The sequence below is a fragment of the Pseudanabaena biceps PCC 7429 genome, from assembly GCF_000332215.1.
GTDB classification, from domain to species: domain Bacteria; phylum Cyanobacteriota; class Cyanobacteriia; order Pseudanabaenales; family Pseudanabaenaceae; genus Pseudanabaena; species Pseudanabaena biceps.
This window is the reverse complement of sequence record NZ_ALWB01000205.1, coordinates 1-11,434: the sequence shown is the minus strand read 5'-3', so window position 1 is coordinate 11,434 and position 11,434 is coordinate 1. Positions and strand designations below refer to the sequence as shown.

At 44.6% G+C, this 11,434-nt stretch carries 9 protein-coding genes; 5 read left to right on the top strand and 4 right to left on the bottom strand.

Annotated features, from left to right (window positions below; genetic code table 11):
- Window positions 1-460 precede the first annotated feature (460 nt).
- Window positions 461-2,203 (top strand): arginine--tRNA ligase, encoded by a 1,743-nt coding sequence (gene argS, locus PSE7429_RS18305; RefSeq protein ID WP_009628810.1) that lies wholly within the window; start codon window positions 461-463, stop codon window positions 2,201-2,203.
- 158 nt (window positions 2,204-2,361) lie between these two features.
- The gene (locus tag PSE7429_RS18300; RefSeq protein WP_009628809.1) at window positions 2,362-2,574 is read left to right on the top strand and encodes a DUF6737 family protein; all 213 of its coding nucleotides are present in this window, start codon (window positions 2,362-2,364) and stop codon (window positions 2,572-2,574) included.
- A gap of 74 nt (window positions 2,575-2,648) precedes the next feature.
- On the opposite strand, the gene PSE7429_RS18295 is transcribed toward PSE7429_RS18300, so the two are convergent.
- Window positions 2,649-2,930, bottom strand: a complete 282-nt coding sequence (locus PSE7429_RS18295) for a hypothetical protein (protein WP_009628808.1) — start codon at window positions 2,928-2,930, stop codon at window positions 2,649-2,651.
- Window positions 2,931-3,157: 227 nt separating this feature from the next.
- Complete coding sequence (gene sat / locus PSE7429_RS18290; RefSeq protein WP_009628807.1) at window positions 3,158-4,360, bottom strand: sulfate adenylyltransferase; 1,203 nt, start codon at window positions 4,358-4,360, stop codon at window positions 3,158-3,160.
- Between the two features lie 989 nt (window positions 4,361-5,349).
- On the opposite strand from sat, the gene PSE7429_RS18285 reads away from it, so the two are divergent.
- The 3 genes from PSE7429_RS18285 (at window position 5,350) to PSE7429_RS18275 (ending at window position 9,933) form a co-directional block, all read left to right on the top strand.
- Window positions 5,350-7,806, top strand: coding sequence for a phosphoketolase family protein (locus PSE7429_RS18285; protein WP_040689445.1), 2,457 nt, complete (start codon window positions 5,350-5,352; stop codon window positions 7,804-7,806).
- Between the two features lie 60 nt (window positions 7,807-7,866).
- Complete coding sequence (locus tag PSE7429_RS18280) at window positions 7,867-8,505, top strand: histidine phosphatase family protein (protein WP_009628805.1); 639 nt, start codon at window positions 7,867-7,869, stop codon at window positions 8,503-8,505.
- Window positions 8,506-8,724: 219 nt separating this feature from the next.
- The gene (locus tag PSE7429_RS18275) at window positions 8,725-9,933 is read left to right on the top strand and encodes an acetate kinase (protein WP_009628804.1); all 1,209 of its coding nucleotides are present in this window, start codon (window positions 8,725-8,727) and stop codon (window positions 9,931-9,933) included.
- 382 nt (window positions 9,934-10,315) lie between these two features.
- Here PSE7429_RS18275 and PSE7429_RS18270 read toward each other — a convergent pair whose 3' ends face one another.
- Window positions 10,316-10,642 carry a translation initiation factor gene (locus tag PSE7429_RS18270; RefSeq protein WP_009628803.1) on the bottom strand — a complete coding sequence of 109 codons (327 nt, stop codon included), beginning with the start codon at window positions 10,640-10,642 and terminating at the stop codon, window positions 10,316-10,318.
- 68 nt (window positions 10,643-10,710) lie between these two features.
- Window positions 10,711-11,298 (bottom strand): hypothetical protein, encoded by a 588-nt coding sequence (locus PSE7429_RS18265; protein ID WP_144052536.1) that lies wholly within the window; start codon window positions 11,296-11,298, stop codon window positions 10,711-10,713.
- Window positions 11,299-11,434: the final 136 nt, after the last annotated feature.

Below are 11,434 nucleotides of genomic sequence, written 5' to 3'. Positions count from 1 at the left end.
TAATTCCTAATCCTAAATATTCTCCTTTTCATTCTCTTGGATTTGCCCAGTTCTCCATTCTCTGGGTTACTTTTTCCTGCTCTTTTTCTGATTAGCTTAATCAACTTAGTCTAAACTCCAGTAATCCAGTTTATGCATTTTGAATCTTTAAAACTTAGAAGTTAAAATTGCTTTTAGAGTTCCCCTCTCCCTCTAGATTTGATGGAGGTATGTATAGCTATAGTCAAGTAATACCAAAGCTCAAAATGGCGTAGCCATTTTGAGCTTTGCAAACCCTTACTGGGTTTGGTTTTTAATTCACGAAAGTGTTGTTACACTTTCGTGAATTGGTATAAGTTAAAATCTAAAACCCATTTTAGAGTGGCGGCGCAAAGCGCCGCCACTCTAAAATGGGTTGTCAGTCAAGAGATCTTAAAAAACGCTATATTGATCTCCCTAGCCAAAAAGCGACAACTAACCCATGACTACCTCCGTTTTATCCGATTTAAAGATACGTTGCTCTAAAGCGATCGCTGCCGCCTTTGGTGAGGCATACGATAACTACGATCCTGCTGTCGCCCCATCTAAGGATGCAAAATTTGGCGATTATCAATGCAATGCCGCCCTAGGTTTAACCAAAAAGCTCAAACAAAAGCCCCAAGATGTAGCGGCGCAGATAATTGCAAATTTACAAGTTGACGATATATTTGAGCCTCCGACGATCGCGGGGGCGGGATTTATTAACTTAAAGCTGAAACTTAGTTACTTAGAAACCCAATTAGCAAAAATGCAAAAAAGCGATCGCCTCGCGATCGCCAAGGTCGATAAACCTGAGCGCGTGATCGTCGATTTTTCCAGCCCGAATATTGCTAAGGAAATGCATGTTGGACATTTGCGATCGACGATTATCGGTGACAGTATTGCCAGAATTTTAGAATTTCAAGGACATGAAGTCCTGCGTCTCAACCATGTTGGCGACTGGGGAACGCAATTTGGGATGTTGATTACCTACCTGCGCGAAGTCTATCCCGATGCACTGACTAAAGCCGATGCGATCGCGATCGGTGACTTAGTAGAACTCTATCGCGCCGCCAAAAAACGCTTTGATGAAGATGCAGAATTTAAAGAAATTTCCCGCGCGGCGGTGGTGGAGTTGCAAGCGGGAGGGGCTGAAGCCAAACTAGCATGGCAACTGCTCTGCGAACAGTCACGCCGCGAGTTCCAAAAGATCTATGACACCCTCAATATTCAATTAGAGGAACGTGGCGAATCTTTTTATAATGCATTCTTAGCCGATGTCGTTACCGATCTCCGCGAAACTGGGTTGCTCCAAGAAGATCAAGGTGCTTTATGCGTCTTTCTAGAAGGATTTAGCAATAAAGACGGTCAACCCTTACCCCTAATTATTCAGAAGACCGATGGTGGCTATAACTACGCAACCACTGACCTCGCCGCCCTACGCTATCGCATTAACGAAGACAAAGCCACAAGGATTATTTACGTAACTGATATTGGGCAAGCGGGGCATTTTGCCCAAGTTTTCCAAGTTGCGAAGCGCGCAAATTGGATTCCTGAAACCGTGCAGACTACCCATGTTCCCTTTGGGTTGGTGATGGGTGAAGATGGCAAGAAATTTAAAACGCGATCGGGCGATACGATCGCCCTCAAGAGTCTCCTCGAAGAAGCAGTTGTGCGCGCACGTACCGATATCGAAATCCGCAATCCCGATGCATCTGATGAATTCAAACAAGATGTCGCCGAAGCCGTCGGACTTGGGGCAGTGAAGTACGCCGACCTTTCCCAAAATCGTACCAGTAACTATATTTTTAGTTTTGATAAGATGTTAGCCCTACAGGGCAATACAGCGCCCTATATGCTCTATGCCTATGTGCGGGTGCAGGGGATTGGGCGTAAAGGCGAAATTGATTTTACCAGTTTAGATGCGGCGATCCATCTCACCCAAGATCCTGAGATTGTCTTAGCCAAGCACCTGTTGCAATTTGCGGAAGCGATCGATGCGGTTGCGGAAGAGTTATTCCCAAATCGTCTCTGTCAATATCTCTTTGAACTCAGTCAAAAGTTCAATCAATTCTTCGAGCAATGCCCAGTATTACAAGCCGAGGAATCAGAAAGAATCTCGCGCCTAAGCCTGTGTGACATCACTGCCAAAACCCTTAAGCTGGGTTTAAATCTTCTTGGTATCCGCGTTTTAGAACGCATGTAAAATTTAAAGAGGTCGTGTTTCGCACGACCTCTTTATACCAAGTTAAGAAATGGCTACGCCATTTCTTAACTTGAAAACCCTTACTAGGTTTAGTTTTTAATTCACAAAACTGTTTTCACACTTTCGTGAATTGGTATTAATCAATGGGAAATTAAAAAATGACCTTAGAAAAACCTGATAGCGTTTGGAATCATAAACCTTGGTGGTGTCAGCCTTGGTCGATTATTCTGACTGGATTCTCGATTATTAGCGCCAGTTGGTTATTATTTAAAATAATTTGGCTGTCGGCTTTGGTAGCGATCCCCATAACGGCATGGATGGGGTTCTTTGTAATTGTATTTCCTAAGTTAGCCATGCCAGAATTAGAGTGAGAAGCTAGCTAGCCTGTTAAGCTTGGGATTTTCCCGCTTTTAAAACAACTTCTAAAAAGCTTAAAATTAGAAAATTAGAGAATCCCCGACTCAAGCTGCTCTAGGTAGATAAAGTCTGGAGATTTGACCCCTGCTTCGGCTCTGATTTTAATTAGTTTAGGCGACTCAAAAAACTTTTTCGCATCAGCGATCGCCGTCCATGCTGAAAAATGGACAATTTTATTAGGCTCGTTTTCATATTTGAGAACCTGATAGGAGCGTTCGCCAGCTTCTTTACGAATATCCGCCGCATCGTCAAAAACCTTCTTCCAAGCTGGATAGTCGGCGACTTCATGGATAATCAAAACGTATTGCATGGTTGAAAATTGTATTATTGAGACTAAAGAACTGATACCAAATCAAGAAATTGCGCGGCTATTTCTTAATTTGAAAACCCTGATACCAAGTTAAGAAATAGCAACGCCATTTCTTAACTTGAAAACTCTTACTAGGTCTAGTTTTTAATTCACAAAAGTGTTGTCACACTTTCGTGAATTGGTATTAAACATTAAAGAAGAGCCGCAAAGCGGCTCTTCTTTAATGCTTATATTTCAAAGCCCGTAGCAGCTTCCTCGATCGCCATTTTATGCATGGTTTTGGCTAGCTCAGCAGCCACTTCAGGACGCGAGAACTCAGGAGGTGGACATTCCCCACGGCGAAGCATCTCGCGAACCTTGGTACCCGATAGATGCACCCTTTCTTCGGGGAGACTAGCGCTAGTCTTTGTCGTCGCCATGCCCTGCGTGCGTTTGCAATAAAAAGCATGTTCAAACATTAAAGGAATAATTCCCAGTTCGCCATCCTCAAACTCATAGAAAATATGTTGCGCATCGTAGGTTCCGTAATAGTCACCGACTCCAGCATGATCGCGTCCGACGATGAAGTGGGTGCAACCATAGTTTTTGCGAATTAACGCATGGAAAATTGCTTCGCGAGGACCTGCATAGCGCATGGCAGCAGGATTAATCGCTAAGGTGACGCGATCTAAGGGGAAATAATGCTCTAGCATGATCTCGTAGCAACGCATCCGCACATCCGCAGGTACGTCATCACTCTTAGTCGCACCAACCAGAGGATGGAGGAACAACCCATCGACTATTTCCAACGCACATTTCTGAATATATTCATGGGCACGGTGGATCGGGTTGCGGGTCTGGAAGCCCACAACTGTTCGCCAGCCTTTTTGAATAAATAATTCGCGAGAATCGACAGGATCGATTTGATAGGTAGGAAAAAGTGGATGCGGACGACGCTCTAACAACCATACATCACCACCTAGATATACCTCACCTTGACCATAGACGACCTTAACCCCTGGATGCCGATCTTCATTAGTACGATAGACATGCAGGGCTTCTTTCAGTTTGTCGTACTTATATTTTTCGCTTAGTTCTAATACGCCTATAAATATACCCTGTGGATCGTTGAGGCGAACTAGACTACCAATATTGAGGCTATCGGCTAATTCACTAGTAACAGGCAAGGTAATCGGAATCGACCAAGGTAATCCATTCGCCAAGCGCATATTTAAGACGACAGATTCATAGTCAGCCTTCCCCAAGAAGCCAGTGAGGGGACTAAAGCCACCGATCGCAATTAGCTCAAGGTCGGACAGCGATCGCTCAGTCAGTTGCACGCATGGCAAGTGGTCAGCTTTGCTATAAAAAACTTCTTTTTGGGCTTCTGAGGCGAGGCGATTAATTAACTGACCACCATGCGGTGCAATATTTTTGAGTTGTCGAGCCATGACTTTTGCTGATAATGTGCTGGTAAAAGGTTTAAATTACTGAGTTTGCGTTTGTGAATGGGACGCAAGTTCGCAAGTTAAGGAGTAATCTTTAGAAACTACTGGCTTGCAGGCATTGATCTAGCGATCTAAGTAGCTGGACATAATTAAAATCTAGATCTAAAACCTGCGGCGCACGCGCAGCATGCGCCGCAGGTTTTAGGGTTTTATATTTAATTAATCCCGCTTACTTAGTAGGATCTTTTACCTAGAGCTAGCGAATTATTAAGTTAATGTTAACTTTTTTTGACAACAAAATTTGGGCTTGTCTAGTAATTGATTGGTAATTACAGAGCAAAAGAATGCCATAACCACCAATATTCCCTGCGATATTCCCTGATAAGTAACGTCAGTTCGGTTTAAGCTGGCAAATTTTAAAAGCCCAAAATTAAAAGCCTTGCGTAGCAAGGCTTTTAATTTTGGGCTTTGAGCAAGGGTTTGCTACGCAAACCCTTGCTCAAAGCTCGTTTCAAATTATTCCGAACTCACGTTAAGTAGCTAGGCGCAAAACATAAAACCCCAAAACCTGTAGCGCACGCGCAGCGTGCGCTACAGGTTTTGATTCTGGGATTTAACTATGCCCAGCTACTTATGGCAACGAAATATTTATAAACCCCAAAGGACAGATGGTGGCGCTTCGCGCCAACATCTGTCCTGTACTAAGTAGCTAAGCATAAGTAAACTTAAAACCTAGACGAGCGTAACGCCCGCGTAGCGGGCGTTACGCTCTCTGGTTTTGTTTTTTAATTATGCTTAGCTACTTAATAAACTTAGCGGCGTAATAGATCGCAATAGATCTAAAGCAACTAAACCCTATTCCTAGATATAAGCGATCCCAGCGCACAAATCTAAAGGAGATATGCAAATCACTAAGGATTTTGGGAATGTCGGTTAAAGTTGTGAGGTCAGAAGGCGCAATCAAATTAGCGACAGGAACAAATCGTAATCTTATGGTATCAACTCCTCTCAAAATAGCTGACACGGACTCTTCTACTACCAATAACGCGAATATTAGCTGCTATGGTAAGGCGCGCTCGACCGTTGTCGGAAATCCTCTCAGTGCAGAAGAACTTCGGAAAATAGATGCCTACTGGCGGGCTTGTAACTATTTAGCGATCGGGATGATCTATCTACGCGAAAATCCGCTTTTGCGTGAGCCCCTAAAGCCAGAACATATCAAAAATCGCTTGCTAGGGCATTGGGGATCGAGTCCTGGTATGAGTTTTGTCTATACGCATATGAATCGTCTCATTAAAAAATACGATCTCAATGCCATCTTTTTAGCAGGACCCGGACATGGTGCACCTGGAATTTTAGGTCCTGTCTATTTAGAAGGAACTTACTCGGAGATCTATCACAATATCAGCGAGGACGAAGAAGGCATGAGGCACTTCTTCAAGCAGTTTTCCTTTCCAGGAGGGATTGGCAGTCACTGTACGCCTGAGACTCCAGGATCGATCCATGAAGGCGGCGAACTCGGTTACAGCGTTTCCCATGCTTACGGAACTGTATTTGACAATCCCGATCTGATTTCGGTAGTGATGGTTGGCGATGGCGAATCGGAAACTGGCCCCCTCGCGACGGCTTGGCATTCTAACAAATTTATCAATCCCATTCGGGATGGCGCTGTATTGCCCATTCTGCACCTAAATGGATATAAGATTAATAATCCCACTGTCCTATCGCGAATTAGCCACGAAGAACTAGAAAGTCTATTTGTGGGTTATGGCTATCAACCTTACTTTGTGGAAGGTTCCGAACCCGAATCGATGCATCAAGCGATCGCAGCTACCCTAGAACATTGCCTGAATGAGATTAGACGTATTCAACAGGAATCTAGATCTACGGGTACGCCCACAAGAGCCAAGTTCCCGATGATTGTATTGCGCACGCCTAAGGGTTGGACGGGACCTGCAAAAGTAGATGGACATAAGGTGGAAGGTTTTTGGCGGGCGCACCAAGTTCCACTTTCAGGAATGCATAACAATCCCGAACATCTAAAAATGTTGGAAGATTGGATGCAAAGCTATAAACCGCAAGAATTGTTCGATGCTGCGGGTAAGTTAATTCCCGAATTAAAGGATCTCGCACCGACGGGCAATCGCCGCATGAGTGCCAATCCGATCGCGAATGGGGGCTTATTGCGCCGCGCTTTGAGAATGCCTGATTTTCGTGATTACGGCGTACAAATCGAGCGCGCAGGACAAATCGAAGTGGAAAACACTAAACCCTTAGGTGTATTTCTACGTGATGTGATGCGTCAAAACATGGACAATTTCCGTGTCTTTGGTCCCGATGAAAATACATCCAATAAGCTGCAAGCAGTTTACGAAGTTAGTAAGAAGTTCTGGATTGCGGAATATCTGCCTGAGGATGCGGATGGGGGTGAGCTTGCTGCTGATGGGCGCGTGATGGAAATCCTCAGTGAGCATACTCTAGAGGGATGGCTAGAGGGTTACTTGCTGACAGGTAGACATGGATTCTTTTCTACCTATGAGTCTTTCGTCCATGTGATCGACTCCATGATCAACCAGCATTGCAAATGGTTGGAAATTAGCCAAGAGATTCCTTGGCGATCGCCCATTTCATCGCTCAACCTCTTGATCACTTCTACGGTATGGCGGCAAGATCACAATGGCTTTACCCATCAAGATCCTGGTTTTTTAGATGTGGTCGTTAACAAGAGTGCAGAAGTAACGCGCATTTACTTACCACCCGATGTCAATAGTTTGCTATCGGTATCCGATCACTGCTTGCGCAGTACCGACTATGTAAATGTGATCGTCTGCGATAAGCAAATGCATTTGCAATTCATGGGTATGGAAGAGGCAATTAAGCACTGTACCAAGGGCTTAGGCATTTGGGACTGGGCAAGTAACGATCAAGGTGTCGAGCCTGACGTGGTGATAGTCGGTTGTGGTGACATCCTCACCCTTGAGGCTTTAGCCGCGACAACATTGCTCTGGGAGCATTTCCCCGAATTAAAGATTCGCTTTATTAATGTCGTGGATTTGTTCAAGCTTCAGCCCGATACCGAACATCCGCATGGTTTGAGCGATCGCGATTTTGATTCGCTCTTTACCACGGACAAGCCGATTATTTTCAACTTCCACGGCTATCCTTGGTTGATTCATCGCCTCGCCTATCGCCGCACCAATCACAAAAACTTACATGTGCGTGGCTATAAAGAGAAGGGCAATATCAATACGCCTTTGGAACTGGCGATTAATAACCAAGTCGATCGCTTTAGCCTCGCGATCGATGTGATTGACCGTGTACCGAAACTTCAGGGTATTGGCGCTCATGCGAAGGAATCTCTCCGCAATCAACAGATTGAATGCCGTCAATATGCCTATGAGAATGGCATCGACAAACCTGAAATTGTGAACTGGCGCTATCCCCACTAACTAAAAAAGCCTTGCTTTGCAAGGCTTTTTTAGTTACTTGCTGTTTAATTAGAAACAATTATGAGCTTGAATTTATATCTACTCCGTCATGGTGAAACCATCTATAGTCGCACTGGGGGCTATTGTGGCGAACTCGATCCCGAACTAACTGACAATGGGGCAAAAATGGCGATCGCCTTTGGTAAGGCTCATCAGGCGATCGCTTGGGATGCCGTGTTTGTCAGTCCGATGAAACGGACGATCGCCACAGCCAAGCCTTTATGCGAAGCGATCGGCGCAGAAATGCAGTTTCGGGAAGGGCTAAAGGAATTACGTTATGGCAAATGGGAAGGACTGAGTAATGAATTTGTCAGGGAGAATTACAAGGACGACTATCTACGCTGGTTAAGCGAACCTGCATGGAATCCGCCTACGGGTGGCGAAACCGCAGTGCAATTGGCGAGTCGAGCTTCATTAGTAGTTGCCGAGATTCAAGAGAGCTATCCATCGGGCAATGTATTAGTAGTTTCGCACAAGGCAACCATTCGGGTGATTCTTTGTAACCTATTGGGGATCGATTTGGGAAGATATCGTGATCGCATTGATGTGCCAGCCGCATCCCTCAGTGTGGTTCAGTTTGGTGCGTTGGGTCCCATGCTCAAGTTATTGGGCGATCGCAGTTTTATGGATGCCGAACTGCGAGTGTTGTCAGGTACTTAAGAAACCATTTAAGAATTACTTTCTGCAGTCAAAGACTCTAAGAGATCCCCCTCAATCCCCCTTAAAAAGGGGGAAGAATTTAATTCTCCCCCCTTTTTAAGGGGGGCTGGGGGGGATCTATCAAATTCTTAAATGGTTTCTAAGAATATTTCCATAAGAATATTTCCATAAGAATATTTCCATAAGAATATTTCCATAAGAATATTTCCATAACAAGAAATGAAAATCTTAGTTCTCAATGCAGGCTCAAGCAGCCAAAAAAGTTGCCTATACGATCTCCCCAATGGATTGCCAGACTCACCTCCTAAACCAATTTGGGAAGCGAGCATCGACTGGACGCACCATGAGGGCTTTGCCGAAATTAAGGTTAAACCTCAATATGGCAAAGTTTTAGAAGAGGAAATCTCGGCAACTTCTCGTCCTGAGATTATCGAACATATGCTGGAAACCCTATGGAATGGGGAAGTATCCGTTCTCAATAGCCCTCTAGAAGTAGATATCATCGGGCATCGCATCGTTCATGGAGGAGCAGAATATCGCCAAAGTACGATGATTAACGATCAAGTCAAAGAAGCGATCGCGCGGTTAGCCATCTTCGCCCCAGTTCACAATCCCGCCAATCTCGAAGGAATTATCGCCACCGAAAAATTATTTGAGAACAAGCCACAAGTAGCTGTCTTCGACACCGCTTTTCATGCCCATTTGGCTCCTGCTGCCTATACTTACGCAATTCCCACTAAGTATACTGAGCAAGGTATAAGGCGCTATGGCTTTCACGGGATTAGCCATCAGTACTGTCGCGATCGCGCCGCTCAAATTCTCAACCGTCAGGTTAAAGATTTGCGATTGATTACCTGTCATTTGGGAAATGGCTGTTCTCTCGCCGCTATCCGTCACGGTGAGAGTATTGATACGACGATGGGATTTACGCCCCTAGAGGGGCTGGTGATGGGTAGTCGTTCGGGTTCTATTGATGCGGGAATTCTGCTTCATTTATTACATCAGCCCGATATGGATGTAGATAAACTCGATCGCATCCTCAATCGCGAATCTGGGCTATTGGGCATTTCGGGAATTTCCGCAGATCTGCGTCTGGTTCTTCAGGCGATCTCGGAGGGCGATCGGCAGGCGCAGCTAGCCTTTGATGTGTATGTGCATAGTTTGCGATCGCATATTGGCTCGATGGTTGCAAGTCTTGGGGGCTTAGATGTACTAGTCTTTACCGCAGGCGTTGGCGAGAATGCTCCGATAGTTAGGGAATCAGCCTGTGCGGGATTTGAGTTTTTGGGATTGAAACTGGATTTAGAACGCAATAATCAGAGACTGTTTGATGTCGATATTGCTACACCTGATTCGGCAGTCAGAGTTTTAGTAATTCACACCCAAGAAGATTGGGAAATCGCCCGTGAATGTTGGAGCTTAGTTTAAAGGTGTTGCTTTGCAACACCTTTAAACTAAACATAGCAACGGAATCCCAAAAGAAGAGTGGTGGCGCTAAGCACCACCACTCTTCTTTTGGGGAAAGAATGGGAGGCGCAAAGCACTGCCTATTTTTTGGTTAACGTGAATTCAGGATAATTTGAAACGGGCTTTGAGAATTTGCCAGCTTAACCCGAACTGACGTTATACCAAATCACAAAATAGCGTAGCTATTTTGTGATTTGAAAACCCTTGCTGGGTTTGGTTTTCAATTCCCAAAAGTGTAGCCACACTTTTGGGAATTGGTATTAATTCACAAAAGTGTTGTCACACTTTTGTGAATTTGTATAACGCGGCAAATAATAAAGGGGGCGCACAAGCGCCCCCTTTATTATTTGCCGCTTATTTTGGCTTTGTAACCTAAGCCGAGCAATATCTGCAAAATTTTCTGACTGCAATCGCCTTGAATCTCGATCGCTTGTTCCTTTGATGTGCCTCCAGTACCGCATTGATTTTTCAACTGCTTAGTTAGTTTTGCCAAATTCTCAGGCGTGGTCTGAAAACCTGTCACCTCGGTTACGGTCTTTCCACCCTTGCCTCTGCGTGTGACTTGAATGCGAGGATTTTGTTGCTGTGGTGGTAAATCGACCACATTATTGTCTGAGTCATCTTCCTCAGGTACACCAAACTCCCGATAAACTACACGATTTTTTGTCATAGCTTTCACTAATCGTTAATAAAACCCAATAATTTTGTGGGGATAAATAAACCATCGCCACGAAATTATTATTCCACCCAGGCCGATCGCCAAGCTAATTCCGCTTCAGCGATCGTCTTTTGTTGATATTTCTTTTCTAGCTCGTTTTGCAAATGGGCGATCCTTGCCGATAAAACGCGCAACTCACCGCGATGGGACATAACTTGGCGATCGGTGAACTCAATCTCCGCAAGACGAATGCTCATCTGTGAGGCTTTGTCACCTTGGATCTGCACGGCGCTTAATATTTTGCTATCTACTAATAACTGGTTCAGGGTTGCCATACTCTCATCAAGGAGTTTACTGAGCAAATTATCAAGATTTTCCTGATTAACTCGACTATCGCGATCGCATTCTTCTAATTGTGCTTGTATGCGATCGCAAAGTGTCTTAATTGTTTTTCGCAAAGACTCCTGTAAATCTTGACGCTCGGATAATGAAAGCGCTAAAAATGCCTCTGGACATTTTTGAGTACAGAAGCTAAAGACAGCTAGCAAGATCTGTTGCTGTGTGGCGCGCGCGATCGCCTGAGAATATTCCAGATGAATGGTATCAATGCGGGCAAGCGCATCCGCGATCGCCTTTTGGATATTTTGAATATCTTTATCAATACGCATTAGCATCATCACTCACCATATTTCTAGCAATATTTCTGAATTTCTGATTTGCCTATTTCCACTCATTCCTTTTGCAGTTAATCCTCAAAAGGAAAGGATTTGTATGGTAAGGATGGGCGGCGCTTCGCGCCGCCCA

Bases quoted from the DNA above. Each gene is read 5' to 3' on its own strand.
- argS (WP_009628810.1), top strand. From the start codon at position 461: ATGACTACCTCCGTTTTATCCGATTTAAAGATACGTTGCTCTAAAGCG.
- PSE7429_RS18300 (WP_009628809.1), top strand. From the start codon at position 2,362: ATGACCTTAGAAAAACCTGATAGCGTTTGGAATCATAAACCTTGGTGG.
- PSE7429_RS18295 (WP_009628808.1), bottom strand. From the start codon at position 2,930: ATGCAATACGTTTTGATTATCCATGAAGTCGCCGACTATCCAGCTTGG.
- sat (WP_009628807.1), bottom strand. From the start codon at position 4,360: ATGGCTCGACAACTCAAAAATATTGCACCGCATGGTGGTCAGTTAATT.
- PSE7429_RS18285 (WP_040689445.1), top strand. From the start codon at position 5,350: ATGGTATCAACTCCTCTCAAAATAGCTGACACGGACTCTTCTACTACC.
- PSE7429_RS18280 (WP_009628805.1), top strand. From the start codon at position 7,867: ATGAGCTTGAATTTATATCTACTCCGTCATGGTGAAACCATCTATAGT.
- PSE7429_RS18275 (WP_009628804.1), top strand. From the start codon at position 8,725: ATGAAAATCTTAGTTCTCAATGCAGGCTCAAGCAGCCAAAAAAGTTGC.
- PSE7429_RS18270 (WP_009628803.1), bottom strand. From the start codon at position 10,642: ATGACAAAAAATCGTGTAGTTTATCGGGAGTTTGGTGTACCTGAGGAA.
- PSE7429_RS18265 (WP_144052536.1), bottom strand. From the start codon at position 11,298: ATGCGTATTGATAAAGATATTCAAAATATCCAAAAGGCGATCGCGGAT.